Source organism: Geobacillus thermoleovorans (genome assembly GCF_001610955.1).
Taxonomy (GTDB): Bacteria; Bacillota; Bacilli; order Bacillales; family Anoxybacillaceae; genus Geobacillus; species Geobacillus thermoleovorans.
In genome coordinates this window covers 1,146,162-1,172,647 of the sequence record NZ_CP014335.1, presented here as the reverse complement: position 1 = coordinate 1,172,647, position 26,486 = coordinate 1,146,162, and the positions used below count along the sequence as shown (strand labels likewise).

The window sequence follows — 26,486 nt, the reverse complement described above, 5'->3', positions numbered from 1 at the left end:
ACCCCCATTAAGATCGGTCGAGCATCGTATGCAATTGGCGCGCAAACCCTTCGTCGATGACAGCGACAACGACACGGGCGTCCTTGCCGATCGCGCCGCCAAGCACATACCGGTCCGGCACTTTGCAAAGCGGGACGCCATAAAACGTGCATTTGTCCGTCACTTTTTTTTCGGTGTTGACCGATGCGTCTTGCGAAAGCAAGACGAGCCGCGCCCGGCCCCGCTGCACTTCTTTGACGACAAGCTCCTCGCCGGAGACGACTTTGCCCGCCCGCTGCGCCAATCCAAGCAGCGATGCCCAACGGTTATGCTTCATGTCCGGCCTGTTTCTCCTTTTCCGCCAAGGCGAGCAATTCGTCATAAATCGCATCATCGATGTCTGCTTTTAAATGGCGGGCCAAAATGTTTTTCTTTTTCGCCTGCAAAATGCACTCCGGATCAAGGGTAATATACGCGCCGCGCCCCGCCTTTTTGCCGGTTGGGTCGATCGACACTTCCCCCTCTTTCGAGCGGACGATGCGCACCATCTCCCGTTTCGGCTTCATCTCTCCAGTGACGACGCATTTGCGCAACGGAATTTTCTTTTGCGCTGCCATTTTTCATTCCCCCTCACTCGATTTCCGCCGATTGATCAAACGATGGGCCGTTTTCTTCGCTATTTTCATTATCGGCCGCCGCATCGCTGAAATCAAGCGAAGTGGATGGCGCATGCGGATCAATGCCCATCTCCCGCGCTTCCGATTCGCTTTTAATATCAATTTTCCAGCCGGTCAATTTCGCCGCCAGCCGCGCGTTTTGCCCGCGTTTGCCGATGGCGAGCGACAGCTGATAGTCCGGAACGATGACCGTCGTCGCCTTTTGCTCCTCGTTGACAATGACGCGCAACACTTTCGCCGGGCTTAACGCGTTGGCGACAAACTCCACCGGATCGGCCGACCAGCGGACGATATCGATTTTTTCTCCGTTCAGCTCATCAACAATGGCCTGCACGCGTTGCCCTCTCGGTCCGACGCATGCGCCGACCGGATCGACTTCCGGGTTGTCGGAGTGGACGGAAATTTTCGAACGGTCGCCGGCTTCGCGGGCGATCGATTTAATCTCGACCGTTCCGTCGTAAATTTCCGGCACTTCGAGCTCAAACAGCCGTTTCAACAGTCCCGGGTGGGTGCGGGAGACGAAAATTTGCGGCCCTTTTGTCGTTTTTTCCACTTTCGTAATGTATACTTTCAACCGGTCGTGCGGCTTATAGGTTTCATTCGGCATTTGTTCGTTTGCCGGCAGGAGCGCCTCCGCCTTGCCGAGGCTGACGTAGACAAAGCGCGGGTCGACACGCTGAACGATGCCGGTCATAATGTCCTCTTCACGGTCGACAAATTCGGCGTAGATGATGCTCCGCTCTGCCTCGCGCACGCGCTGGGTGACGACTTGCTTCGCCGTCTGTGCGGCGATGCGCCCGAAATCGCGCGGCGTCACTTCGAGCTCGACGACGTCGCCGATTTGATAATTCGGATTGATCCGCTGCGCGTCCTCAAGCGAAATTTCAAGGCGCGGATCGGCCACCTCTTCGACGACATCTTTGCGCGCGAACACGCGGATCGTGCCGGTGTCCATATTGAGATCGACGCGCACGTTTTGCGCCTGGCCGAAATTGCGTTTATACGCTGAAACGATCGCCGCTTCGATCGCTTCCATCACGACTTCTTTGCTGATGCCTTTTTCCCGCATCAGATCGGCTAACGCCTCAAGCAATTGCGTGTTCATGCAACAAAAATCCCCCTTTTGCGATTAGAAGAAAATGACGGCTAATCGGGCGCTTGCCACTTTTTCATACGGAATGGCGACCGTTTTTTGCCGTCCGCGGTCTTTGACCAACAGCGTCACGGTCGTTCCGTCAAAAGCGGTTAGTTCGCCTTCAAACTGCTTTTCTCCTTCAATGGGCTCATACGTTTTGATATATACATTTTTCCCAATGGCCTTGGCAAAATCTTTTGCCTTTTTCAGCGGCCGCTCTGCTCCGGGCGATGATACTTCCAAAAAATAGTTATGCGGAATCGGATCGACTTCATCCAGCTTTTCGCTCAATTTTTCGCTGACAGCACCGCATTGTTCAATATCGACGCCATCGTCAGAGTCAATGAAGACGCGCAAAAACCAATTTTTCCCTTCCTTCACATATTCAATATCGACGAGTTCAAGCCCCATTTCGTCCAAAATCGGTGTGACGAGTTGTTCGACCGTTTCTGTCACCTTTTTGCTCATTGTGTTCCTCCTTACCGAGCAAACGTGCATGCGTGGCATAATGAGAAAATCCCCTGCACAAGGCGGGGAATGAACGAGAGACGGGTGCCCATTCAAGACGAAAGAGTGGGTTTCCCCACTCTCTGCTTGCCATTATCTTTGCCAATTCCACTAAAACTATAACACATTGGGAAATATATTGCAACGGGAAACTGCCGCTCGGGCGAAAGAGCGCTGTCCGCTTCCTTCAGCGGCGGCGTTTCCACTAAAACAGCGACAGCTGGTTATGGTCTGGAAGCGAGTCAAGGCAGCCGCGGCTTTCTAGATACTCGAGCAGCGTTTTCGACAATTTGCCGCGCTGTTGCAAATCCTCCTTCGACAAAAACTCACCTTCCTCGCGAGCGCGCACGATCGCCTGCGCCACGTTCGTCCCAAGCCCCGGAATGGCGTTGAACGGCGGAATGAGAGAATTGCCGTCAATGACGAATTCCGTCGCCTGCGAGCGGTATAAATCGATATTTTTAAAGGAAAAGCCGCGCTCGCACATCTCTAAGGCCACCTCAAGAACCGTGAGCAAGCTTTTTTCTTTCGCCGTCGCCTGAATGCCTTTGGCGTTGATTTCCTCAATCCGCTTGCGAATGGCGGCTGATCCTTTGATCATGGCGTCAAGGTCAAAGTCCTCCGCCCGCACCGTAAAGTACGACGCGTAATACAAAAGCGGATGGTGCACCTTAAAGTAGGCGATGCGCACCGCCATTAACACGTAGGCGGCGGCGTGCGCTTTCGGGAACATGTACTTGATTTTTTTGCATGAATCGATGTACCACTCCGGCACGTCATGTTTGCGCATTTCTGCTTCAAACTCCGGCGTTAAGCCTTTTCCTTTGCGCACGGATTCCATGATTTTAAAAGCGAGCGACGGCTCGAGCCCGCGGTAAATCAAATAGACCATAATGTCGTCGCGGCAGCCGATGACTTCCGATAACGTACACGTGCCGTTTTGAATGAGCTCTTGCGCGTTGCCGAGCCACACATCGGTGCCGTGCGACAAGCCGGAAATTTGCACGAGTTCGGAAAACGTTTTTGGCCTTGTCTCTTCCAACATTTGTCGAACGAAGCGCGTGCCAAACTCCGGAATGCCGATCGTGCCGACATTGCACATGATTTGCTCCGGCGTAACGCCAAGCGGCTCGGTGCTGCTGAAAATGCCCATCACATCCGGGTCGTCGGTCGGGATCGTTTTCGGATCGATGCCGCTTAAATCTTGCAGCATGCGAATGACCGTCGGATCGTCGTGCCCGAGAATATCGAGCTTCAACAAATTGTCGTGGATCGAATGGAAGTCGAAATGGGTCGTCCGCCATTCAGAGGACGTGTCATCGGCCGGATATTGAATCGGCGTAAAATCGTAAATTTCCATATAATCAGGGACGACGATGATGCCGCCCGGATGCTGTCCGGTCGTCCGCTTCACCCCGGTGCAGCCAGCCGCGAGCCGGTCGATTTCCGCGCCGCGCAGCTCTAAGTTATGGTCGCTCGCATACGCTTTGACAAATCCGTACGCCGTTTTGTCAGCGACCGTGCCAATCGTCCCGGCGCGGTAGACGTTGTCTTCGCCAAACAGCACTTTCGTATAGTTGTGGGCGCGCGGCTGGTATTCGCCGGAAAAGTTCAAGTCGATATCCGGCACTTTGTCGCCTTTAAAGCCGAGAAACGTCTCAAACGGGATGTCGTGCCCGTCTTTCTTGTATTTCGTTCCACATCGCGGGCAGTTTTTATCCGGCAAATCAAACCCTGAGCCGACTGAACCGTCGTTAAAGAACTCCGAATGCTTGCAGTTTGGGCAAACGTAATGCGGCGGCAGCGGATTGACCTCGGTGATTTCCGTCATCGTCGCGACAAACGACGAGCCGACCGATCCGCGCGACCCGACAAGGTAGCCGTCATCGAGCGATTTTTTCACAAGCTTGTGCGAGATCAAATAAATGACGGCAAAGCCATGGCCGATGATGCTTTTTAGCTCCTTCTCAAGCCGCTCTTCAACAAGTTTCGGCAACGGGTCGCCGTAAATTTCCTTCGCCCGCCGGTAGCTCATTTCCCTGATTTCCTCGTCCGCCCCTTCGATGCGCGGCGTATACAGCTCATCTTTGATCGGCTTGACATCGCCGATTAACGAAGCGATTTTTTGCGTGTTGTCAACGACGATTTCCTTCGCTTTTTCCGGCCCTAAAAACGAGAAGCAGTCAAGCATTTCATTCGTCGTACGGAAATATACATCCGGCAGTTCATGGCGGCTGAGCGGATTCGCCCCGCCTTGCGAATGGATTAAGATTTTCCGGTAAATTTTATCTTCTGGGTTCAAGTAATGGACGTTGCCAGTGGCGACAACCGGGATGTCAAGCTTCTCACCAAGGGCGACGATGCTGCGGATGATGTTTTTGATCATCTCTTCGTCTTTCACATAATCCATCTCGATGAGCGGCTTGTACACGTCCGGCGGATGCACTTCAAGAAAATCGTAAAAACGGGCGATGTCTTCGACTTCTTCCGGCGCCTTTTGGATCAAGTTGTCAAACAGCTCTCCTTTGTCGCAGCCCGAGCCGACAAGCAGGCCGTCGCGGTGCTTGACGAGCACGGAGCGCGGGATGCGCGGCACACGGTGAAAATATTGAATGTGCGACAATGACACAAGCTTGAACAAATTTTTCAATCCAGTCTCGTTTTGCGCCAACAGCGTCACATGGAACGGGCGCGCAAGCCGATAGGACGCTTCGCTGTGCGTGCGGCTGTTTAATTCGTCATGAAACAGTATGCCGCGCTCTTCCGCTTCCTTCAACAGCCGCATAAGCAAATGCCCGGTCGCCTCCGCGTCGTAGATGGCGCGGTGATGCTGCGTCAATTCAATGTCAAATTTTTTGCACAATGTATTGAGCCGATGGTTTTTCAAATCCGGGTATAAAAAACGGGCCAGCTCGAGCGTATCGATGACTGGATTCGCGATTTTGCCGCGCCCCATGCGAGCGAGGCCCGCGTTTAAAAAACCGATGTCAAAGCTGGCGTTGTGGGCAACAAGCGTCGCATCGCCGGCCCAGTCAACAAAACGGGCTAGCACCTCGTCCGGCTTCGGGGCGTCTTTCACCATCTCATCGGTGATCCCAGTCAGCTCCATCGTTGTCACTGACAACGGATGTCCAGGGTTGGCAAACGACATGAACCGGTCGATGATCTCGCCGTCTTTCACTTTCACCGCCGCCAGCTCAATGATCGTATTGTACACAGCCGACAGGCCCGTCGTCTCGACGTCAAAGACGACGTACGTTTCCTCCGAAAGACGGCGGTGCGTTTCATTGTAGGCGATCGGCACGCCATCGTCGACGATGTTCGCCTCAAGGCCGTAAATGACCTTCATGCCGTGTTTTTTCGCCGCGCTGTAGGCCTCCGGAAACGACTGAACAACGGCATGGTCGGTGACGGCGATCGCCGGATGCCCCCATTTTTTCGCTTGCTCAATGAGTTTTGTCACCGAGGTGACCGCGTCCATTTGGCTCATCGGGGTATGCAAATGGAGCTCGACCCTCTTTTCCCCTTCCGGCGCCGTATCTTGCCGTTCGTTTGCGGCGATTTCGTTCAAATCGTTGGCGATGATGACCAAATCACGGACGAACGTATCGTTTTGCACGCTGCCGCGCACTTTCACCCACATGCCTTTTTTGACGCCGCTCATGAGCTCGGCGTCCTCTTTGTCGCGCGAGAACATTTTGACTAAAATCGAGTTCGTGTAATCTGTGATTTTCATGGTCAACAGCGTGCGGCCGCTTTTTAATTCGCTCACTTCGGCGTCAAATACATAGCCTTGCACAACGACGCGCCGCTCTTCTTCGACGATCGTTTCAAGCCGCCGCACCGGCTCCTCGTCGCGGATCGGATAGCCGATGACAAGCGGACCGGACGGCGGCGCAGACGCGGCCTTTTCTTCTTCCCTCGCTAAATCGGTCAGTACAGCAAGCGCTCGCTCTTCGTCCTCTTGCTGTTTTTGTGCCAAAAACTGTTCCATTTCTTGCTTGGACGGCTCGACGCTGACGTCAAGCTGAAGGGGGGGAAACCCAAACGAAGCGTACACATCAGCGATTTTTTTGGCGAACCGCCGTTTGATCGCCAGCGCTTCCGCTTCATGGCGGGCAACGACAAGCAGCTTGTTTCCTTTCAGCTCGGGCGTCTGCCGGCTGAGCCAATCGACAAGCGGCGACATGCCTTCTTGCAGCTCGGCAAGGCAAAGCGGCCAATACGCCTGCACATCCGCCTCAGTTACGCGCGGCGCTTCGACCTCCATCGTATGGCGGACGGCGGCGATATGGCGGAACGCCGTCTGCAGCCGATCGGCAAACGTTTTGTATACATGAACCGGCAGCACATTGTCGAACTGAAAATAAAAATGCCAGCTTTTCTCCTCTTTATCGATCACGACTTTGCGAATGGCTGCCTCACGAAAATGCGGCATCCATTCGTCCGACGTCATCTTCAGCTGCTCAAGCAGGATGAGAAACCGCTCTTTTTGCTCTTTTGTCACCATGACGTCCGTTTGTTCCCCTCTCAACATCATTCTCTTTCTATATCATACCATAACAAAAGCGCCGGCGAAAAAGACAGAATTCTTTTTCGCCAGCGCCGGCACTCATGATTGAAGGAGACGGCGCGCAGTGTCGACAAGCTCGCTGACCGGCACATCGAACGTCTCGCCTGTTTTCCGCACTTTTACTTCCACAACGCCTTCGCCCGCTCGCTTGCCGACGGTGACGCGGAGCGGAATGCCGATCAAATCGCTGTCGGCAAACTTCACTCCGGCCCGTTCGGGGCGGTCGTCATACAACACTTCAAACCCAGCCTGTCCGAGCTTTTCATACCACTCTTCCGCCAACGCGCGCTGTTCATCGCTTTTTGCGTTCGCTGTAAGCAAATGGATGTGAAACGGTGCGACCGAAGCCGGCCACACAAGCCCGTGTTCGTCAGCAAACTGTTCGGCGATTGCGGCCACCAATCTTGATACGCCGATGCCGTAGCAACCCATGATCATCGTCTGCGTTTGGCCGTTTTCATCCAAATAGACGGCGTTCATCGCTTCGCTGTATTTTGTCCCCAGCTTAAACACATGCCCGACTTCAATGCCGCGGGCAAAGCGGATCGTCCCTTTGCCATCTGGAGACGGGTCGCCTTCTTTTACGAAGCGCAAATCGGCGTATTGACTGACGGCAAAATCGCGGCCCGGGTTGACTCCGATGTAATGGTATCCTTCCTCGTTCGCGCCGCAAACGCCGTTGACGATGGCGGCGACAGCATGGTCCGCGATCACAGTGACGTCTTCGCTGACGCCGATCGGGCCGAGCGAACCAATTGGAGCGTTCATCACCCGCTCCGTTTCTTCCGGCGTCGCCAATTCGACGACCGTCGCGTCGAGCACGTTTTTCACCTTCACCTCGTTCGCTTCATGATCGCCGCGGACGAGAACGAGCACATAGCGGCCGTCCACATTGAACAAAAGCGATTTGATGCAGCGCTCCGGCGATATTTGTAAGTGCGAAGCGACTTCAGCGATCGTTTTTTGCCCCGGCGTCGCCACTTTTTTCAATTCGGCTGGCGGCTCATCGCTTTTTTCGTACGTCGCCACGACCGGCGCCATCTCGATGTTGGCGGCATAGTCAGACGCATCGGAGTAGGCGATCGTATCTTCGCCGATGTCCGAGAGCACCATAAACTCATGCGTATCTTTGCCGCCAATCGCCCCCGAGTCGGCGATGACGGCGCGGAAGTTCAATCCGCAGCGGCGGAAAATGTTCGCATACGCCTCATACATGTTGTTGTACGTTTCATCCAAGCTTTCTTTCGACGTATGGAACGAGTAGGCGTCTTTCATCATGAACTCGCGGCCGCGCAACAGCCCAAAACGCGGACGCTTTTCATCACGGAATTTCGTTTGGATTTGATACAAGACAAGCGGCAGCCGCTTGTACGTTTTCACCTCGTCGCGGACGATCGCCGTGATCATTTCCTCATGCGTCGGCCCGAGGGCGAAATCGCGCTCGTGCCGGTCTTTTAAGCGCATCAGCTCCGGCCCGTACGAGTACCAGCGGCCGGACTGCTGCCAAAGCTCAGCTGGCTGCAAGGCCGGCATGAGAAGCTCCATCGCCCCGATACGATTCATCTCCTCACGGATGATCGCTTCCACTTTTTGCAAAACACGCTGCCCGAGCGGCAAAAACGTATAGACGCCGCTTGCGCTTTGACGAATGAAGCCGGCCCGCAGCAGGAGCTGATGGCTTTTCACTTCCGCATCCGCCGGCACTTCACGCAACGTCGGAATAAATGCTTGACTTTGTCTCATCCATTAGCCACCTCGTTTTCTCTCTATAGGAAAAATTTTTGAATGTCATTCCATGTCACCACAAGCATAAGCAACATAAGCAAGGCAAAGCCGATAAAATGGACCATTCCTTCTTTTTGCCGGTCGACCGGCTTGCCGCGCACCGCTTCAATGGCGAAAAAGAGGAGCCGCCCGCCGTCTAGCGCCGGCAATGGCAACAAGTTGACAATCCCCAGGTTGATGCTTAAAATCGCGCCCCATTTCATCAAGTAGTAGATCCCAGACTCAGCCACTTTGCCGGTCGATACGGCGATGCCGACCGGTCCGGACAGCATGTCAAGCTGAAACTGGCCGGTGATCAATTGGCCGAGCCCCGTTACAATTTCCCGCGTCCAGTAATACGTCTCAACCAGCCCTTGCTTGATCGAGCCCAACACCGATTTTTCCATCGGCTGATAGACGCCGATCAAGCCGATCGTCTCCCCTTGCACCGTTTTCGCCTCCGGAGTGACCGTCACACTCCGTTCTTTCCCATTCCGCTCAATTTGAAACTGAAGCGGTTCTCCCGGATGGGCGCGAATCGTGTTGACGATTTCCGTCCATGTTTCCATCCGTTCGCCGTTAATGGCGATCACTTCATCCCCTTGCTTCAAGCCGGCGGCGCGCGCCGCTCCTTCCGGCGTCAGCTCGCCGATCACCGGCTTGTCGACCGGATAGCCTTGCAAAAGACCGATGATGATAAAGACAACGAGCGACAAGAGAAAGTTGGCGAGCGGTCCGGCCAAAATCGTCATCGTTCGCTGCCCGAGCGTTTTTGCCGCAAATTGGCGATGGTACGGAGCAATTTGAATCTCTTGGCGGTCGACGACGAAAAACGCCGGCTCCTTGACCGTAAACCGCTCGAACCGCTCGCCGTCCGTATAGCCGGTCACATACATGCCATGCTCTAAATCGGCCTCTTCCACTTCCACTACGCGGATATTCGGATAATCGTCCTTATGGTTGAGGACGATTTTTTCCACTTGGCCGCTCTCATCAAGCAAAAGACCGACGACTTGCCCACGCTTCAATTCAATCGTCTCCGGGTCTTCACCGGCCATGCGGACGAAGCCGCCAAGCGGGAGCAGGCGGATCGTGTACACCGTTTCGTTTTTCTTGAACGAAAACACTTTCGGTCCGAAGCCGATGGCAAATTCGCGGCACAAAATGCCGGCCCGTTTTGCTAGCAGCAAGTGGCCGAGCTCGTGAAAAAAGACGAGGGCACCAAAGACGACGATAAATGAAATGATCGATTCCAACGTTTCAACCACCTTTATGATAGTAGTGAGCGGACGTAGGCGCGCGCGTCCGCATCGATTTCACGAATGTCCTCAAGCTGCGGATCGCTCACTGGCCGATGGCGCTCGAGCGCGCGTTCAATCCACTCCTCGATGGCCAAAAACGGAATGCGCCCGGCTAAAAACGCCGCCACCGCCTCCTCATTGGCCGCATTCAACACCGTCGGCAGCGAGCCGCCGCGCTTGCCAGCCTCATAGGCGAGACGCAAACAGCGATAGCGGTCGAAATCAACCGGGGCGAAATGGAGCGCCCCAAGCGAGATTAAATCAAGCGGCTTGGCGGATGGGAGCGGCAACCGCTTTGGATACGCAAGCGCATATTGGATCGGAACGCGCATATCCGGCGTTCCAAGCTGCGCCAATACACTTGTGTCACGGAACTGAACGAGCGAATGGATGATGCTTTCTCGATGCAAAACAACCTCAATCCGCTCATACGGCAGCCCGAACAGCCAATGAGCCTCAATGACCTCAAATCCTTTATTCATCATGGTCGCCGAATCAATCGTAATTTTTGCCCCCATCGACCAGTTCGGATGGCGGAGCGCCTCCTCAACCGTCACATGAGCGAGCTCTCGGCGCGTCTTGTCGCGGAAGCTGCCGCCGGATGCGGTCAGAATGAGTTTGTCAACTTGTTCCATCCTTTCCCCTTGCAGACATTGAAAAATGGCGGAATGTTCACTGTCAACTGGCAACAGCGGCACGCCGCGCCGCTTGGCTGCAGCCATGACGAGATGTCCGGCGACAACGAGCGTCTCTTTGTTGGCGAGGGCGATCGCTTTTCCCGCTTCAATCGCCTTCAGCGTCGGCACAAGGCCGACGCTGCCGACGACAGCGGTGACGACAACATCGGCTTGTGGGCAAACGGCTGCTTCAATCAATCCTTCCTCTCCGTACACGATCGTCGTCCGCCCGCGGTACTCGCGATAAAGAACTTCATACGCATCACGGTCAGCGACGGCGACAAGACTTGGGGAAAATTCAGCGATCAGCCGCCTCGCCGCCTCGATATTTTTCCCGACCGATGCGGCGGCCAAGCGGAATTCGTCCGGATGGGCGCGGATGACATCGAGCGTCTGTGTGCCGATCGATCCGCTCGCCCCTAATATACTAATATATTTCAATCGTTTCACTCCTCACCCGCTTATCGTGCGATTTCAAGCAATATGTACAATATCGGCAGCACGAACAGCAAGCTGTCAAACCGGTCTAAAATGCCGCCATGTCCCGGCAAAATCGCCCCGGAATCTTTGACGCCGTAATGGCGCTTAAATGCCGATTCGATCAAATCGCCGAGCTGACCGAACGCCGACAGCAGCAGCGCGACGCCAAGCGCGGCCGCCAAACTGCCAAACGGCGCCGCCGCCCACTCGTAAATCGCGGCGACAACAGCCGCGGAAGCGATGCCGCCGATGGCGCCTTCCACCGTTTTTTTTGGGCTGATCTCCGGCCATAACTTGCGCCGGCCAAACGCGCGGCCAAAGAAATACGCCCCAATGTCAGTCGCCCAAATGACAAACAAGGCATAAACGAAGTACACGAACCCAACCAAACGAACAGCGCCGAAACAGAAAAACCCTACGCCGACATAGACGACCGCCAAAACGACAAACGCCGCCTCATCGAACGAGAGCGCATTTTTCGTCACGACCGTGCCGACAAGCAGCAAAAAAGCCAAAGCGGCGAGCACGCCAAATTTGGCGGTCCCAGACGCCAACCACTCGCCGCCGTAACGGGCGGGAACGAGCAACAGCCAAAGGGCGATCAATCCAGCCGCCCCGACAAACGACAACGGGTGCATCCCTTTCATCCGCAACAATTCAAACAGCCCAATCGTGGCCAATATATATGTTACTATTATAAACGGAAATCCGCCAAAAATAACAATCGGCAAAAAGAGCGCCGCCGCTATGACTCCGGTGATGATTCGCTGCTTCATCGCGCTGACACTCCTCCAAATCGGCGGTCGCGCCGCTGGTAAGCGGCAATCGCCTCTAAGAAATGTTGCTCCGTAAAATCCGGCCATAAGACATCCGTAAACCAAAGTTCCGTATACGCCAACTGCCAAAGCATGAAATTGCTCAAGCGAATCTCCCCGCTCGTACGGATGAGCAAGTCAGGGTCAGCGAGCCCGCTCGTCATCAAGTACGAGGAAATGAGCGGCTCGGTGATGTCTTCCGGCGCGAGCATCCCGCGTTCAACGTCTTTGGCGATCTGCTTTACGGCGGCAGTGATTTCCGCCCGGCTTCCATAATTAAGGGCAAAGTTTAACACAAGGCCGGTGTTGCCGCTTGTTTCCTTCACGGCTTTCTCGACCGCCCGGCGCGTATGATCAGGCAGCGCCTCCGCATGACCGATCACTTGGACTTTGACATTTTCGGCGACGAGCTCGGGAAGAAACGTCGTCAAAAACTGTTCCGGCAGCTTCATCAAATAATCGACTTCACTTTTCGGACGTTTCCAGTTTTCTGTCGAAAACGCGTAAAGCGACAAAATCTGAATCCCCAGCTCATTCGCAAAACGAGTGATTTTGCGCACAACTTGCATGCCTTCGTAATGGCCGGCCGCCCTTGGCAGCGCCCGCTTTTTCGCCCATCTCCCGTTTCCGTCCATAATGATGGCGACGTGGTTCGGCATCGGATGCCTGAGCACCTCTTCTTTCGTCACCGGGACGTCTTTCTCTTTTGTTTTTCGCATTTTATTGAACATACGAGTCCTCCGGGATCGTGTTTTGCCTTTCCATTATAGCAAAAAAACCCTCCATCAACATAGAGGGTTTGCATGGTTTTGCCTATACTTCCATCACTTCTTTTTCTTTTTCTTTTGTGATGGCGTCAATTTTGGCGATGTGGTCATCGGTCAGCTTTTGCACTTCGTCCGTGTAGCTGCGGAGCTCATCTTCCGTAATCTCGCCGTTTTTCTCGAGTTTTTTCAATTCATCGTTCGCATCGCGGCGGATGTTGCGCACCGCGACTTTCGCGTCTTCTGAATACTTTTTGACAAGCTTCGCGAGCTCGCGGCGCCGTTCCTCGGTGAGCGGCGGAATGACAAGACGAATGACCGATCCATCATTCGATGGCGTCAGCCCTAAATCCGATGCTAAAATCGCTTTTTCCATTTCTTTAATGGCCGATTTGTCGTACGGCTGAATGACAAGCAGCCGCGCTTCCGGCACGCTGATGGAGGCCAGTTGGTTGATTGGCGTCGGCACGCCGTAATAGTCAACGGTTACTTTCTCAAGCAGCCCTGCGTTCGCCCGTCCGGCGCGAATGCTTGCCAGCTCGCGGGTGAACGCTTGCACCGCTTTATCCATCTTTTCTTTCGCCTGTTGGATCACTTGCTTTGCCATCGTTATTTCCCCCTTACGATCGTTCCGATGTTTTCACCTAACACAGCGCGTTTAATATTGCCTTCTTCCATAATCGAGAAGACGATGAGCGGAATGTTGTTGTCCATGCAAAGCGAGGAAGCAGTCGAATCCATGACGCCGAGCCCTTGCTTGATGACGTCCAAGTACGACAGCTCATCGTATTTGACCGCATTGGCGTCGACGTTCGGGTCGGCGCTGTAAACGCCATCGACGTTGTTTTTCGCCATTAAAATGACGTCCGCCTCGATTTCCGCCGCCCTGAGCGCCGCGGTCGTATCGGTCGAAAAGTACGGGTTGCCTGTGCCGGCGGCGAAAATGACAACTCGTTTTTTCTCAAGATGGCGAATCGCCCGGCGGCGAATGTACGGTTCGGCCACTTGCCGCATTTCAATCGATGTTTGCACCCGCGTTTCCACACCGAGCTGCTCAAGGCTGTCCTGCAAGGCGAGGGCATTCATCACCGTCGCCAACATGCCCATGTAATCAGCCGTCGCCCGGTCCATGCCCATTTCGCTTCCCGTTTTTCCACGCCAAATGTTGCCGCCGCCGACGACGATGGCGACCTCGACGCCCAGTTCAACAACTTCTTTCACTTGTTTGGCGATCGACTGAATGACCGCCGGTTGAATGCCAAACCCTTGCTTTCCGGCGAGCGCTTCCCCGCTCAACTTTAACACGACGCGTTTGTATTTTGGCTGTTCCATGTCCAACCTCCATGATGCGAATCACTTTGAAAAACAGGGAACACGCGCGTGTTCCCTGTTGCGGTCCGTCATTGTTTTCTGACTTGGCTCATGACTTCTTCTGCAAAATTGTCTTGGCGTTTTTCGAGCCCTTCGCCGACTTCGTAACGGATGAACTGCTTGACTGTTGCTCCGTTCGATTCGACGTATTGGCGCACCGTCACATCCGGGTTTTTCACGAACGCTTGCTCGAGCAGGCAGACGTCTTCGTAAAACTTGTTCAGCCGGCCTTCGACCATTTTTTCAACGATTTTCTCCGGCTTGCCTTCGTTTAAGGCTTGCTGCTTCAACACTTCACGCTCATGCGCAATCTCTTCCTGCGGCACGTCGTCGCGCGAGACGTATTTCGGATGAAGTGCGGCAATGTGCATGGCGACATCTTTGGCGACGTCTTCGCTCGCATTGCCGGCTAATAACGTTAATACGCCGATGCGCCCGCCCATGTGCAAGTACGCACCGAACGTTTCGCCGTCCGCTTTATTGACGACGGCAAAGCGGCGAAGCGTAATTTTTTCACCAATTTTGGCGATCGCTTCGTTGATGTAGTCTTGGACGGTCGAGCCGTTGTCCATCGTTTGACCGAGCGCTTCATCAAGCGAAGCCGGCTTTTGTTTCAGCAAGTGGGCGGCCAGCTCTTTGACAAGCGTTTGGAATGCTTCGTTTTTCGCAACGAAGTCCGTTTCCGAGTTCACTTCCAAAATGACGGCGGTATTGCCTTCCACCGCGATGTACGCCATCCCTTCGGCCGCGATGCGGTCCGCTTTTTTCGCCGCTTTGGCAATTCCTTTTTCGCGCAGCCAGTCGATCGCTTTCTCCATGTCACCGTTTGTTTCGGTGAGCGCCTTTTTGCAGTCCATCATGCCTGCGCCTGTTTTTTCGCGCAGTTCTTTCACCATTTGTGCTGTAATCGCCATAAAAAAATCCTCCTTCTCATTGTCCCGTATATGTATCGGTGCCGGCAGCGGCTTCCCGTTTTGCTCTTATTCGTTAGTATAGCCAAAAGTTGCTCATTTCTGTCTCAAAAAAAGGTGATAAAAGGCTTTCCCCTCTTATCACCTTTCTTGTGCATCGTTACTCTGCTGCGACGGCCGCTTCTTCGCCTTGTTTCGCCTCAAGCACGGCGTCGGCGATTTTCGAAGTCAACAGCTTAACAGCGCGGATGGCGTCGTCGTTGGCCGGAATGACATAGTCAATTTCATCCGGATCGCAGTTCGTGTCGACGATGCCGATGATCGGGATGTTCAGCTTGCGCGCTTCCGCCACCGCGATCCGCTCTTTGCGCGGGTCAATGACAAACAACGCATCTGGCAGCTCTTTCATGTCTTTGATGCCGCCCAAAAACTTCTCAAGACGCTCTTTTTCTTTTTTCAAGCGAATGACTTCTTTTTTCGGCAGAACGTCAAATATTCCATCTTCTTCCATTTTTTCAATTTCACGCAGCCGTTTGATCCGCTTTTGGATCGTAGCGAAGTTCGTCAGCGTGCCGCCGAGCCAGCGTTGGTTGACATAAAACATGCCGCAGCGTTCCGCTTCTTCCTTCACCGACTCTTGCGCTTGTTTTTTCGTGCCGACGAACAAAATTTTGCCGCCATTCGCCGCCAATTCGCGGACGAAGTTGTATGCTTCCTCGACTTTTTTCACCGTTTTTTGCAAGTCGATGATATAGATGCCGTTGCGCTCCGTGAAAATGTATTTTTTCATCTTCGGATTCCAACGGCGCGTCTGATGTCCAAAGTGGACGCCAGCTTCAAGCAGTTGTTTCATCGAAATAACTGACATGTATGCTCCTCCTGTTTCCTTAGTGGTTTTTGGTCCTCCGCCTGCCTCATCTTTCAGCAAGACTGGCGTTGCCAGCACCGTTGCTGAAATCACCAGGCGTGTGTATTCACACCATGAAAAAATATATCACAACTGCAAGCGGCAAATCAAGCTGTTATTCGCCTATTGATTCGTTTTTTGCGCAAATTTGAGCCATAGCTCGACTTCTGTTTTCCCTTTGCCGAGCTGTTTGGCAATTTCCTCGACCGTCGCCCCTTCCGCATATAGGCGGCGAGCAAGCTCACTCGCGTCCGCTGGTCGGGTGAGTGAAAGTTCGAGCACATCCTTGACCGTTCCGATGTCTGGGAAATAGCCCGGAGCGGCGCTTGGGCGGCTTGTTTCTGTGCGTTTTTCGGTTTCTCCCCGCTCCGCCGGCTCGTTTTCCTCCTTTTTTGCTTCCGCTGTTCGCTTTTCGAACCCCGCTCCGATTTCACCGCCTCCTGCCCCCAGCATGGACGCCGTCTCTTTCCCGTTCGCGCCCCGTTGCACACTGGGCGCATCGTTCGTTTCCGGTGCAGAAACGAATGGATCCGCTCCGCTGCCAAGCAACGAGTCAAGTTCAGCCAAAAAGCGCTCGTTTTCTTCCTTCCAAGCAGCGAGATAAGCGGTCATGGCTTCCTCGAGCTCCTCGGCCCGCCTCTCCGCCTCGCCAAGCCGCGACAGGCGAAGGAAAAGCACAATGATCAACCAAAACGACAAGGCGTGCAGCAGCAAACTGATCGTTAGCCAAAATGCCATCATGATGTTCACTATCCTTGAATGTCGATCGTTTTTCCTTTATAAGGGTGTCCTCCAAAACGGGACGCCTCCTGCTCAAGACGGGCGCTCGTTCGTTTATCCGTCACCCGACGGCGCGCACGCTCCGCCCGCTTTTGGCCGGCAGTTGCCATTTGCGCCTGCACTGCATAGGAGTGTTGTTGCGTCGAGGCTTGAAGCCTTTCCGCGTCGGGCGCTTTCGGCATGACGCTTTGCAACGCTGGAAGCTGGATGTCCATCGCGTTTTCTCTCCCCTCATGGCTCTTTTTCAAAAAAGCGGCGCAGTTTCCAAAGCGCTTTCGCATGAATTTGCGAAATTCTTGATGTCGACAAATGCAAAAGGCTCCCGATTTCTGTAAACGTCAGCTCCTCTTTATAAAACAAACTGATGACGAGCTGCTCTTTTTCATTCAGCTGTCCGATGGCTTCAGCCAGCTTTTCGATCATTTCCTGCTTAACGATTTGCTCCTCGGGAAGCGGAGCGCGGTCGTCGCGAACCGCCAACAGTCCTTCATCTTCGTCGACGGTCGTCTGCCCGAGCGGCAGCCAATGGGAAAAAAACGTTTCACTCGCCGCCGCCTGCACTTCCTCTTCCGTCATCCCGAGCTCAGCGGCGATCTCTTTCGCCGTCACCGATCGCATGTGCCGCTGTTCAAGCCGCTCGATCGCTTCCTCAATTTTTTTTGCCTTATCGCGCATGCTGCGCGGCAGCCAGTCTTCTTTGCGCAAACCGTCTAAGATGGCGCCGCGGATGCGGAACGAGGCGTACGTGTCGAACTTCAAATCACGCGATGGGTCAAATTTCTCCAACGCATCGTATAAGCCGACGAGTCCAAGGCTGACGAGCTCATCCTTCGGCACGGAGCTCGGCAGCGTCGCCGAAAGCCGCTGCACGTGGTAGAAAACAAGCGGCATATAGCGCTGCACCAGCTCCTCGGCCGCGTGGCGGTCGCGGCCATTGATCCATTCATCCCAGTATTTCCGTTCTTCTCCTTTTAGCGCGCTTCCCATTATTCTCCCCCTTGCCTTGCGGAAACGGCGCATCCCGGTCATATTTCCTTTATTTCTTGAGCGGCGGTGCGGATGGAGAGCACGCCCGTCTGCGGATTAAATTCGATCGTGCGGCCGCTATGGCCCCCGACATCTTCGGCGACGACCGGAATGTGAAGCCGCTCGAGCTGCTTTTTCACTTCCTCCACATTGCGCGCGCCAATGCGCATCATATCGCCGCCAACTGTCGAAAACGAAAACATTTGCGCCCCGCCGGCCAGCTTCGCTTTCAGCATCCCTTTCCGCCCGCCAGCGGCAATGACAAGCTGAACGAGCGCCTCGACCGCCGTATCAGCGTATTTGGCCGCATTGATGACTCCGCCGCGCGCCATCGAGGAATGCGGAAGCATGACATGCGCCATGCCGGCAACCGCCTTGCCTGCATCGTAAATGACGACACCGACGCACGACCCAAGCCCGCACGTGCGGATGACATTCGGCGCTATGACGACCTCCATTTCCGCAATGCCGATTTTGACAGCCTGCGCTGTGCTCATAGACCATCCACACCTAGTGCTCGAAAGATGGTGGAAAACGACTCGGGGTCAGGTAGAAGAAAGAAATGGCCGTTGATGCTTTCGTCCGGGCGCCGTTCATCGTAAATGGCTGTGTCAATCAAAATGGCGTAATCGCCAACACGCGACAGCTCAAGCAATCCGAACGACAGCACAGCTCCAATCATGTCGATGGCCAATGCCGGCACGGACGGGTGCAAGTTGAGCCGCGTAAAGTCAGCCAATGCCGACAAATACGAGCCGGCTAAAATATTGCCGAGCTCCTGAAGCGCCGAGCAGCCAAGCTCATGGGCTTCTCCTTGAAACGAAAACGAGTCATCGCCAATCATCCGACGGACAAACCGCTCAGCCTGTTCCGGCGGCAACACGAAAAACATGTTTCCCGGCGCTTCTCCTTCGATGCGCAAATAGACGCACGCCACTACTTGTTCCGGTCCACCGATTGATTCCATCATTTCGGCAAACGTCGCAATTTGAACGCGCGGCACCGCCATTTCAATTTTTTTGTTTAGCAACGTCGACAAAGCCGTCGCCGCGTTGCCGGCGCCAATGTTGCCGATTTCGCGCAAAATGTCAATATGCATCCCCGTCAAGTTGCGAATATCGTCCAATGTCAACGCTCCTCTCCACGGATTATCGGTCGAGCACTTTCGCCAAATCGAGCAAAATGAGGAGCCGATTCTCCACTTTCGCCACGCCGTCGATGTAACTTGCCTCAACGGAGCCAATTGCCTCTGGCGGCGGTTCGATGCTTTCCGCCGGCAGATCAAGGACATCATTCGCGGCATCGACGATGAGCCCAACTTCCATATCCTCAAGAGCAACGATAATGATCCGCGTCTGTTCCCCATATGGTTCGGGGGCAAACCCGAACCGCTCGCGCAAATCGATGATCGGCGTCACAACACCGCGCAAGTTGATGACCCCTTTTACATAATGGGCCGTCCCCGGCACGCGCGTGATCGGCTGCATTTTCTCGATGGAACGGACATGCTGCACCGGCAGAGCATATTCTTCTTCTTTCAGGCGAAACGCAATCACTTTCCAGTCTGCTTGCACGCTGGCCGTCATCCAATCCTCCCCCTTTTTTTCGACATGCCACTGAAAACGGCAGATCAACGCCATAGGCGCCCCCGCACCGACACGGCCATCTCCTACTTCACGAGCGCGTTGCAGTCGATAATCAGCGCCACTCGGCCGTCTCCCAAAATCGTCGCCCCCGAGATGGCGAAAACCGAAGATAAATAGTTTCCTAGCGATTTCAACACGACTTCTTGCTGCCCGATAAACGAGTCGACCGCCAGCGCCGCCAGTTTTTCCCCTTTCCGGACGATCACGACCGCCACCGCATCTCCGTCATCGGCTGCTCCAGGAACAGCGAAGACGTCTTTCAGGCGGACGAGCGGCACGATTTTGCCGCGAAAATCGATGACCGGCTGGTTGTGGGCGGAAAAAATCTCTTCCTTTTTCACCAGCGCCGTCTCAATGATCGATGACAGCGGAATCGCGTACGTTTCCTCGGCGATTTGAACGAGCAACACAGAAATGATCGACAATGTGAGCGGCAGCTGAATCGAAAAGAGCGACCCTTTTCCAGGCTGCGAATCGACCGAAACGGTGCCGCCGAGCGACTCAATCGTGCTTTTGACGACATCCAAACCGACGCCGCGGCCGGAAATGTCAGAAACTTGCTCAGCGGTCGAAAAGCCGGGAGCGAAAATAAGCTCGTAAATTTGCTGATCGTTCAAATGCTCCGCCGCCTGCGGCGAGACAATGCCGCGGCTTTTCGCCTTTTGCAGCACCTTCTCCCGGGAAATGCCGGCGCCGTCATCCTCGATTTCAATAAAGACATGGTTGCCGCTATGGTACGCTCGCAATTGAACGGTCCCTTCTTCCGGCTTTCCGCGCGCCACCCGGACGTCCGGCGCTTCGATGCCGTGGTCGAGCGCATTGCGGATCAAATGGACAAGCGGGTCGCCGATTTCATCGATCACCGTCCGGTCAAGCTCGGTATCCGCGCCGATGATGTCAAGGCGCACCTTTTTGCCGAGCTCGCGGGCGAGCTGGCGCACCATGCGCGGGAAGCGGTTGAACACCGTTTCGACCGGCACCATGCGCATATTTAAAATGATCGTCTGCAAATCGCTCGAGATGCGAGACATCCGCTCGACCGTTTCCGTCAATTCGGCATGGTTCAGTTCGCGGGAAATTTGCTCAAGCCGACCGCGGTCGACAACCAATTCTTCAAATAAGTTCATCAACCGATCGAGCCGTTCAATGTTGACGCGGATCGTTTTCGTCGCCTGTTTCGCTGTTTGTTTTTCCGGCGCCTCCGCTTCGGCCTGAACGGCCGCCGCCTGCTCCATAGCGGCCGGTTGTTGGGGCGCAGCCGCTTTCTCGCTTTCTGCCGACGGTTCATTGCTCGATAGCATAGACACCTTGACGTCATCAATTTCCGAAATGCCCATCAGCCGCTTTTGCAACTCATCGGCTGGCGCTTTGGATACAACCGTAACGAGAAACTCCCGGTCAAACTGTTCTTCCTCCAGCATCTCGACCGGCGGCGTTGCTTTCACAATTTCTCCGACTTCATTCAGCTGTTCAAACACCATATAGACGCGCGCTGCTTTCAACAAGCAATCATCGCGAAGCCGAACGCGGATTTCGTAGACGGAAAATCCCTGCTCCTTCGCCTGCTCGAGCACATGGTATTCAAATTCCCCATACGCATGTTCAAGGGGCGGTTCTTCTCTTGCTGCCTGCTTGTTCGGCATCTCCCCTTGCTCGATTCGTTTCAGCTGTTCGACTGTTCTCCTTACATCGCGCGTTCCGTCGCCGCCTGCAGCGATGGAACTGATCATCGCCTCCAAATGGTCGACGGCCTCAAAAATGACGTCAAGCAATTCCGGGGTAACGGAAAGCCGCCGATTGCGGATGCCATCGAGCACGTTTTCCATTTGGTGCGTCAAATTGGCCAAATCTTCAAACCCCATCGTGGCGGACATGCCTTTCAACGTATGGGCCGAACGGAAAATATCATTCACCACAGACATGTCCTCCGGAGTTTTTTCAAGTTCCAACAGCCGCTCGTTGATCGCCTGCAAATGCTCTTTGCTTTCATCAATAAATAAATCCAAATATTGGCTCATGTCCATGCCGTTTCCCCCTCACTCCCCGATCAATTGGACGATGGCAGCGGCGATGCTGTCAAGCGGAACGATGACATCAACGACGCCAGCCTCGATCGCCGCTCTTGGCATCCCAAAGACAACGGCTGTCTCGCGCGCTTCCGCGATCGCTTTTGTGTTCCCGCTTTCCTTCAGCTTTTTCACCCCCGCTGTTCCGTCGCTTCCCATCCCGGTCATGATCACCGCGATTTTCCGACAGAGGCGAATGGCAGCGAGCGACTCGAACAACACGTCAACAGCCGGACGATGGCCGGCGCGCGGCGGCGATTCGTCGAAACGGGCTTTAAGCGCGCCGCCTTCTTCGCGAACGATGAGATGGACGCCGCCTGGCGCGATATAGGCGGTGCCATTTTGCAGCACTTCCCCGTCTTCCGCCTCCTTGACCGTGATCGCGGCAAGCGCATCAAGCCGGTTGGCGAGCGATGTCGTAAATCCTTTGGGCATATGCTGGACAGCGACGACCGGAGCGGCTAGATCGGGCGGAAGCTGCGTCAGCACCGTCTCGAGCGCGCGCGGGCCGCCGGTGGAAGTGCCGATCGCGACGATGGCCTGTTGCGGCCGCGCCGCCGCTTTGAACGATGGGCGCCAAGACGGATGTTGGCGGCGCGGGGCAGTCAAGGCAGCCACGTTCGCTTCGCTCGCGTGCAGCACTTTGCCAATCAGCTCGTCTTTCACTTTGTACAAATCGAGCGAAATCGGTCCGGACGGCTTAGCGACAAAGTCGACCGCCCCGTACTGCATGGCGGCGATCGTGTTTTCCGCCCCTTCGGTCGTCGTGCTTGACACCATGACGACCGGCACGGGATGGTCCCGCATGATGCGCTGCAACGTTTCGAGTCCGTTCATGACCGGCATTTCCACATCAAGCGTCACGACATCCGGCCTTAGGGCGGCGATTTTCTCGAGCGCCTCCCGGCCGTTGCGAGCTGTTCCGATGACTTCGAGGCGCGGATGTTCGGACAAAAAATCACTGATCCATTTGCGCATAAACGCCGAGTCATCGACGACAAGCACCTTGATCGTCTTCATGTTCCGTCTCTACCTTTCTAGCAAAAGTTGACGCAGCTTCGCAAAAAAGCGGGGAGCCCGCTCCGGCTCTTTTTCTCCTCCCGCCGCATAGCGGCATGCCATTTGACGCACTGCCCGGCTCGCCTTCGCCGCTGGATCAAAGAGAACAAACGGCGTTTGCCGGACGACACAGCGCGCGACCATCCGGTCTTCAGGAACGACGCCAAGCAAGGCGATGTCTTTATGGAAAAACCGACTGGCGGCATGCTGCAGGCGCGAAAAGACGCCATATCCTTCCCGCTCGCTGCCGGCGCGGTTGACGATGACGGAAAACGGAGCCTCGCTGCCGGCGGTGTGCATATATTTCATCATGGCGTACGCATCCGTCATCGCGGTCGGCTCCGGCGTCGTGACAATAAACACATCGTCGACGGACTTTAAAAAATACAATCGTTCTTCTGAGGCACCCGCCCCCATATCGAAAATGAGATAATCATATCGCGACGCCACCGTCTGCAGCTCGGCCAACAAATAGTCGATAGCGGATCGATCGACACTCAACCATTGCGCGGCGCCCGTCCCCCCAGCAATATACGATAGATGCTCCGGTCCGCTTTTTACCAGCTCGGAAAGCGGCAACCGCGCGGAAAACCAATCCGAAAGCGTCAATGGCGACGACTGGCCGAGCAAAATGTCGATGTTGCCCATGCCGATGTCCATATCAAGCAGCAAGACGCGAAACCCGAGCTTCGAGAGCGACAGCGAAAAATTGAGCGAAAGGTTTGACTTGCCGACTCCGCCTTTCCCGCTCGTCACCGCGATGGTCCGCGGCCCCGCCGCCGGCTGGCGCCGGCGGCCCAGCTCATAGCGCAGCCGTTCTGCTTGATCGCTCACCATCGCTCCGCCCCAAACAGCAGATGAACGAGCCGGTCTGCGGACGCTTCCACCATGTCGTCCGGCACATTTTGCCCGTTCGTGAAATAGGCGGCGGCAAGCCGGCTGTCAAGCAACACATTGACGATCGTTCCAAACGAGTCCGTCTCATCGAGCTTCGTCACGATCAGCCGATCGATCGGCAGGCGGGAAAAGTGGTTGTAAATCATTTTCATATCGTCATACTTTCCCGTGGCGGCGAATACAAGAAACGTTTCCGTTTCGCTGTCAAACTCGAGCGTTTGCTGCAGTTCATCCACGTATTGCGGGTTGCGGAAGTTGCGGCCAGCCGTATCGACGAACACGAGATCGCAACCGGCCAATTTCCGCTTCGCCGTCCGAAAATCGTCGGCATTGTAGCATACTTCCAACGGAGCGTGCAAAATGTCGGCATACGTCTTCAGTTGGTCGATGGCGGCGATCCGGTACGTGTCGGCCGTGATGAACCCGACTTTTTTCCCTTGCTCGAGGACGGCGCGCCCTGCCATTTTGGCGAGCGTCGTCGTTTTTCCAACCCCGGTCGGACCAAGCAAAATCATATACTTTTTTTGCTCCGCCGTTTTGACAAACGGAAGCGTCGACAATAGATCGCGCACCGCTTCTTTCGTCCAGGCGGAGACCGCAGCGGGCGACCGGCTGTCTTTGTCGGCATACCACCGTTCAAGCAGGCGATCCATCACTTGGCGGACGTACACATCCGCCATCCCTTGCCGAACGAGGCGCCGTTCCGCTTCCGCAAGCGGCGGAGGATACAAAAGCGAAGACGAGCGGGCGTTGAACTGACGGATGAGCGCCTTGACTTCCTCGATCTCACGGGCAAGCGAGCCGTCTTCCTCCCGCTCGGCCGCCGGCAAAGGGGCAAAGGACGCAGCACTCGGCTGACGCGTCAAAGACGCGGCGGCACTCGGCTGACGCGTCAAAGACGCGGCGGCATCCGGCTGACGCGGCGGCAGTGGATCCGGATCAACGCCGGCCAACACTTCGATCTTTTTTTTCGCAAACAGACCGAAAAATCCGCCGGTCTGCACGACTTTCGAGTGCAAAATGACGGCGTCGCGGCCAAGTTCGGCGCGAACCATTTTCATCGCTTCGTTCATGGACGGGGCGACAAATTTTTTCACTTTCATTCGATTTCCACCATCCCCACGCTTTGAACTTCGACATCCGCTTCAAGCTCGTTGTACGACAGCACCGGAACAGTCGGAAAATGGCGCTCGGTCAGCTGGCGGACGTACATGCGCACCGCCGGGGAGCAGAGCAAAATCGGCGTCTGGCCGGCGAACGGATAGCGTTCAAGCGCCGCGGCGACCGCTTCCACAAACGCCTGCGCCCGCGCCGGCTCGAGCGCCAAATAGCGGCCATGCTCTGTTTGCTGCACGGCGTCGGCGATCGTTTTTTCCGCTCTGCCCGACAGCGTAATGACGCGCAGCGGCTCGCCCGGCACGGCGTACTGCGAGGTGATTTGCCGCGCCAACGCTTGGCGGACGTATTCCGTCAACAAATCGGTGTCGCTGGTCAGGCGGGCAAAATCGGCAAGCGCCTCAAAAATGAGCGGCAAGTTGCGGATCGACACTTTCTCTTTCAATAGCTTGGCGAGCACTTTTTGCACGTCGCCGACAGACAACGGATTCGGCGTCACATCGTCGACAAGCACCGGATACGATTCTTTTAAATGATCGATCAGCTGTTTTGTTTCCTGGCGCCCCAGCAGTTCGTGGGCATGGGCTTTCAGCACCTCCGTTAAGTGTGTCGAGACGACCGATGGCGGGTCGACGACCGTATAGCCAAGCATTTCCGCCCGGTCTTTTACGGTCTCGGAAATCCATTTCGCTGGCAGACCAAACGCCGGCTCGATGGTGTCAATGCCATCAATCGAATCGTCGTCAACCCCGGGGCTCATCGCCAAATAATGGTCAAGCAGCAACTCGCCGCGCGCCACTTCCTCGCCTTTCACTTTGATCCGGTATTCATTCGGCTGCAACTGGATGTTGTCGCGAATGCGCACAACCGGGATGACAATGCCAAGCTCGAGCGCGAGCTGCCGACGGATCATGACGATCCGGTCAAGCAAATCCCCGCCTTGATTGGCATCAGCGAGCGGAATGAGCGCATAGCCGAACTCAAATTCAATAGGATCGATATGCAACAGTTGGATGACGCTTTCCGGGCTTTTCAATTCGTCGGCGGCCGCCGCCTCCTCTTCCGGAGCGGCCAATGCCGCTTCTTCTTGCTTTTGCCGCTCGATAAATCGGTAGCCGCCAAGCGCCAGCAACCCGGCAATCGGCATCGTCAACAAGTCGTTGATCGGCGTAAACAAGCCGAGCAGGAAAATCGTTCCTGCCGTGACGTACAACATTTTCGGAAACGCGAACAGCTGGCGCATAATATCGCCGCTCAAGTTGCTGTCCGACGCCGCCCGGGTGACGATGATGCCGGTCGCCGTGGAAATCAACAGCGCCGGAATTTGGCTGACGATTCCGTCGCCGACCGTCAAAAGCGTGTAGCGCTTCGCCGCCTCCGCCATCTCCATCCCTTGCTCAACGACGCCGATCACCATGCCAAACAACATGTTGATGACGACGATAATGATGCCGGCGATGGCGTCGCCTTTCACGAACTTGCTCGCCCCGTCCATTGCTCCGTAAAAGTCGGCTTCTTGCGCCACTTTTTCCCGCCGCTTTCGGGCTTCTTGCTCCGAAATCATGCCGGCATTTAAATCGGCGTCAATGCTCATCTGTTTGCCGGGCATCGCATCGAGCGTAAAGCGGGCCGCCACTTCAGAGACGCGCTCCGCCCCTTTGGTGATGACAACAAACTGGATGATGACCAAAATCAAAAACACGACAAACCCAACGACGACATCGCCGCCAACGACGAACGTTCCGAACGTTTCAACGACGCCGCCCGCCTCCCCTTTGCTTAAAATCGAGCGGGTGGTTGACACATTCAGCCCGAGCCGAAACAGCGTCAGCACTAAAAGCAATGACGGAAAAATGGAAAACTCAAGCGGCTCTTTCGTGTTCATCGCCGTCAGCAATACAAGCAAGGCAAGGGAAATATTGATGATGATCAATACGCTCAACAGCCATGTCGGCAGCGGGATGACGAGCATGGCGACGATGAGCACGACAAGAAACAATACGGATAAATCTTTGATTTGCGCTTGCATTGTTTT

Annotated in this window: 25 protein-coding genes; all 25 read right to left on the bottom strand. The window is 55.1% G+C overall.

Translation table 11 applies throughout. From position 1 onward, the window contains the following. Window positions 1-7 precede the first annotated feature (7 nt). Window positions 8-316, bottom strand: coding sequence for a YlxQ family RNA-binding protein (locus tag GT3570_RS05955; protein ID WP_062898533.1), 309 nt, complete (start codon window positions 314-316; stop codon window positions 8-10). Continuing rightward, complete coding sequence (gene rnpM, locus GT3570_RS05950; protein ID WP_011230761.1) at window positions 306-596, bottom strand: RNase P modulator RnpM; 291 nt, start codon at window positions 594-596, stop codon at window positions 306-308. The genes GT3570_RS05955 and rnpM overlap by 11 nt, the downstream gene beginning before the upstream one ends. Window positions 597-609: 13 nt before the next feature. Continuing rightward, window positions 610-1,761: a transcription termination factor NusA gene (gene nusA, locus GT3570_RS05945; RefSeq protein ID WP_011230760.1), complete on the bottom strand. Its 1,152-nt coding sequence runs from the start codon at window positions 1,759-1,761 to the stop codon at window positions 610-612. A gap of 24 nt (window positions 1,762-1,785) precedes the next feature. Beyond that, the gene (gene rimP, locus GT3570_RS05940; RefSeq protein ID WP_011230759.1) at window positions 1,786-2,259 is read right to left on the bottom strand and encodes a ribosome maturation factor RimP; all 474 of its coding nucleotides are present in this window, start codon (window positions 2,257-2,259) and stop codon (window positions 1,786-1,788) included. Between the two features lie 244 nt (window positions 2,260-2,503). Beyond that, the gene (locus GT3570_RS05935; protein WP_062899088.1) at window positions 2,504-6,808 is read right to left on the bottom strand and encodes a PolC-type DNA polymerase III; all 4,305 of its coding nucleotides are present in this window, start codon (window positions 6,806-6,808) and stop codon (window positions 2,504-2,506) included. Between the two features lie 102 nt (window positions 6,809-6,910). Continuing rightward, window positions 6,911-8,614, bottom strand: a complete 1,704-nt coding sequence (locus GT3570_RS05930) for a proline--tRNA ligase (RefSeq protein WP_062898532.1) — start codon at window positions 8,612-8,614, stop codon at window positions 6,911-6,913. Window positions 8,615-8,637: 23 nt separating this feature from the next. Beyond that, window positions 8,638-9,903 (bottom strand): RIP metalloprotease RseP, encoded by a 1,266-nt coding sequence (rseP, locus tag GT3570_RS05925; RefSeq protein ID WP_173346434.1) that lies wholly within the window; start codon window positions 9,901-9,903, stop codon window positions 8,638-8,640. A 2-nt stretch (window positions 9,904-9,905) separates the two neighbouring features. Continuing rightward, a complete protein-coding gene (dxr, locus tag GT3570_RS05920) occupies window positions 9,906-11,054 on the bottom strand; it encodes a 1-deoxy-D-xylulose-5-phosphate reductoisomerase (protein ID WP_023634149.1) in 1,149 nt (382 codons plus the stop codon). 20 nt (window positions 11,055-11,074) lie between these two features. After that, complete coding sequence (locus GT3570_RS05915) at window positions 11,075-11,869, bottom strand: phosphatidate cytidylyltransferase (protein WP_014195473.1); 795 nt, start codon at window positions 11,867-11,869, stop codon at window positions 11,075-11,077. After that, the gene (locus GT3570_RS05910) at window positions 11,866-12,639 is read right to left on the bottom strand and encodes an undecaprenyl pyrophosphate synthase (RefSeq protein ID WP_014195472.1); all 774 of its coding nucleotides are present in this window, start codon (window positions 12,637-12,639) and stop codon (window positions 11,866-11,868) included. Before GT3570_RS05910 ends, GT3570_RS05915 begins: the two co-directional genes overlap by 4 nt. Before the next feature lie 82 nt (window positions 12,640-12,721). Next, window positions 12,722-13,279, bottom strand: a complete 558-nt coding sequence (frr, locus tag GT3570_RS05905) for a ribosome recycling factor (protein ID WP_011230752.1) — start codon at window positions 13,277-13,279, stop codon at window positions 12,722-12,724. A 2-nt stretch (window positions 13,280-13,281) separates the two neighbouring features. Continuing rightward, a complete protein-coding gene (pyrH, locus tag GT3570_RS05900) occupies window positions 13,282-14,004 on the bottom strand; it encodes a UMP kinase (protein ID WP_011230751.1) in 723 nt (240 codons plus the stop codon). Between the two features lie 68 nt (window positions 14,005-14,072). Beyond that, a complete protein-coding gene (tsf, locus tag GT3570_RS05895; protein ID WP_011230750.1) occupies window positions 14,073-14,957 on the bottom strand; it encodes a translation elongation factor Ts in 885 nt (294 codons plus the stop codon). A gap of 157 nt (window positions 14,958-15,114) precedes the next feature. Next, a complete protein-coding gene (gene rpsB / locus GT3570_RS05890; RefSeq protein WP_013145737.1) occupies window positions 15,115-15,822 on the bottom strand; it encodes a 30S ribosomal protein S2 in 708 nt (235 codons plus the stop codon). 162 nt (window positions 15,823-15,984) lie between these two features. After that, window positions 15,985-16,602, bottom strand: coding sequence for a hypothetical protein (locus GT3570_RS05885; RefSeq protein WP_031206499.1), 618 nt, complete (start codon window positions 16,600-16,602; stop codon window positions 15,985-15,987). An 8-nt stretch (window positions 16,603-16,610) separates the two neighbouring features. Next, window positions 16,611-16,856, bottom strand: a complete 246-nt coding sequence (locus tag GT3570_RS05880) for a hypothetical protein (RefSeq protein WP_011230747.1) — start codon at window positions 16,854-16,856, stop codon at window positions 16,611-16,613. A 16-nt stretch (window positions 16,857-16,872) separates the two neighbouring features. Continuing rightward, on the bottom strand, window positions 16,873-17,628 hold the full coding sequence (locus tag GT3570_RS05875) for a FliA/WhiG family RNA polymerase sigma factor (protein ID WP_023634148.1): 756 nt from the start codon (window positions 17,626-17,628) through the stop codon (window positions 16,873-16,875). Window positions 17,629-17,666: 38 nt separating this feature from the next. After that, window positions 17,667-18,164, bottom strand: a complete 498-nt coding sequence (locus tag GT3570_RS05870) for a chemotaxis protein CheD (protein ID WP_011230745.1) — start codon at window positions 18,162-18,164, stop codon at window positions 17,667-17,669. Then, window positions 18,161-18,793 carry a chemotaxis protein CheC gene (locus GT3570_RS05865; RefSeq protein WP_011230744.1) on the bottom strand — a complete coding sequence of 211 codons (633 nt, stop codon included), beginning with the start codon at window positions 18,791-18,793 and terminating at the stop codon, window positions 18,161-18,163. Before GT3570_RS05865 ends, GT3570_RS05870 begins: the two co-directional genes overlap by 4 nt. 22 nt (window positions 18,794-18,815) lie before the next feature. After that, window positions 18,816-19,253: a chemotaxis protein CheW gene (locus GT3570_RS05860; RefSeq protein WP_011230743.1), complete on the bottom strand. Its 438-nt coding sequence runs from the start codon at window positions 19,251-19,253 to the stop codon at window positions 18,816-18,818. 83 nt (window positions 19,254-19,336) lie between these two features. Then, on the bottom strand, window positions 19,337-21,337 hold the full coding sequence (locus GT3570_RS05855) for a chemotaxis protein CheA (RefSeq protein ID WP_021322275.1): 2,001 nt from the start codon (window positions 21,335-21,337) through the stop codon (window positions 19,337-19,339). A gap of 12 nt (window positions 21,338-21,349) precedes the next feature. Next, window positions 21,350-22,399: a protein-glutamate methylesterase/protein-glutamine glutaminase gene (locus GT3570_RS05850; RefSeq protein WP_062898531.1), complete on the bottom strand. Its 1,050-nt coding sequence runs from the start codon at window positions 22,397-22,399 to the stop codon at window positions 21,350-21,352. A gap of 9 nt (window positions 22,400-22,408) precedes the next feature. Continuing rightward, entirely contained in the window at window positions 22,409-23,275 is an 867-nt protein-coding gene (locus GT3570_RS05845) for a MinD/ParA family protein (RefSeq protein WP_021322273.1), read from the bottom strand. Next, on the bottom strand, window positions 23,269-24,438 hold the full coding sequence (gene flhF, locus GT3570_RS05840) for a flagellar biosynthesis GTPase FlhF (RefSeq protein WP_062898530.1): 1,170 nt from the start codon (window positions 24,436-24,438) through the stop codon (window positions 23,269-23,271). Before flhF ends, GT3570_RS05845 begins: the two co-directional genes overlap by 7 nt. After that, on the bottom strand, window positions 24,435-26,480 hold the full coding sequence (flhA, locus tag GT3570_RS05835) for a flagellar biosynthesis protein FlhA (RefSeq protein ID WP_011230738.1): 2,046 nt from the start codon (window positions 26,478-26,480) through the stop codon (window positions 24,435-24,437). Before flhA ends, flhF begins: the two co-directional genes overlap by 4 nt. Window positions 26,481-26,486: the final 6 nt, after the last annotated feature.

Coding starts and splice junctions, on each gene's coding strand:
- GT3570_RS05955 (WP_062898533.1), bottom strand. CDS start 316: ATGAAGCATAACCGTTGGGCATCGCTGCTTGGATTGGCGCAGCGGGCG.
- rnpM (WP_011230761.1), bottom strand. CDS start 596: ATGGCAGCGCAAAAGAAAATTCCGTTGCGCAAATGCGTCGTCACTGGA.
- nusA (WP_011230760.1), bottom strand. CDS start 1,761: ATGAACACGCAATTGCTTGAGGCGTTAGCCGATCTGATGCGGGAAAAA.
- rimP (WP_011230759.1), bottom strand. CDS start 2,259: ATGAGCAAAAAGGTGACAGAAACGGTCGAACAACTCGTCACACCGATT.
- GT3570_RS05935 (WP_062899088.1), bottom strand. CDS start 6,808: ATGGTGACAAAAGAGCAAAAAGAGCGGTTTCTCATCCTGCTTGAGCAG.
- GT3570_RS05930 (WP_062898532.1), bottom strand. CDS start 8,614: ATGAGACAAAGTCAAGCATTTATTCCGACGTTGCGTGAAGTGCCGGCG.
- GT3570_RS05915 (WP_014195473.1), bottom strand. CDS start 11,869: ATGAAGCAGCGAATCATCACCGGAGTCATAGCGGCGGCGCTCTTTTTG.
- GT3570_RS05910 (WP_014195472.1), bottom strand. CDS start 12,639: ATGTTCAATAAAATGCGAAAAACAAAAGAGAAAGACGTCCCGGTGACG.
- frr (WP_011230752.1), bottom strand. CDS start 13,279: ATGGCAAAGCAAGTGATCCAACAGGCGAAAGAAAAGATGGATAAAGCG.
- pyrH (WP_011230751.1), bottom strand. CDS start 14,004: ATGGAACAGCCAAAATACAAACGCGTCGTGTTAAAGTTGAGCGGGGAA.
- tsf (WP_011230750.1), bottom strand. CDS start 14,957: ATGGCGATTACAGCACAAATGGTGAAAGAACTGCGCGAAAAAACAGGC.
- rpsB (WP_013145737.1), bottom strand. CDS start 15,822: ATGTCAGTTATTTCGATGAAACAACTGCTTGAAGCTGGCGTCCACTTT.
- GT3570_RS05885 (WP_031206499.1), bottom strand. CDS start 16,602: ATGATGGCATTTTGGCTAACGATCAGTTTGCTGCTGCACGCCTTGTCG.
- GT3570_RS05880 (WP_011230747.1), bottom strand. CDS start 16,856: ATGGACATCCAGCTTCCAGCGTTGCAAAGCGTCATGCCGAAAGCGCCC.
- GT3570_RS05875 (WP_023634148.1), bottom strand. CDS start 17,628: ATGGGAAGCGCGCTAAAAGGAGAAGAACGGAAATACTGGGATGAATGG.
- GT3570_RS05870 (WP_011230745.1), bottom strand. CDS start 18,164: ATGAGCACAGCGCAGGCTGTCAAAATCGGCATTGCGGAAATGGAGGTC.
- GT3570_RS05860 (WP_011230743.1), bottom strand. CDS start 19,253: ATGACGGCCAGCGTGCAAGCAGACTGGAAAGTGATTGCGTTTCGCCTG.
- GT3570_RS05855 (WP_021322275.1), bottom strand. CDS start 21,337: ATGGACATGAGCCAATATTTGGATTTATTTATTGATGAAAGCAAAGAG.
- GT3570_RS05850 (WP_062898531.1), bottom strand. CDS start 22,399: ATGAAGACGATCAAGGTGCTTGTCGTCGATGACTCGGCGTTTATGCGC.
- GT3570_RS05845 (WP_021322273.1), bottom strand. CDS start 23,275: ATGGTGAGCGATCAAGCAGAACGGCTGCGCTATGAGCTGGGCCGCCGG.
- flhF (WP_062898530.1), bottom strand. CDS start 24,438: ATGAAAGTGAAAAAATTTGTCGCCCCGTCCATGAACGAAGCGATGAAA.
- flhA (WP_011230738.1), bottom strand. CDS start 26,480: ATGCAAGCGCAAATCAAAGATTTATCCGTATTGTTTCTTGTCGTGCTC.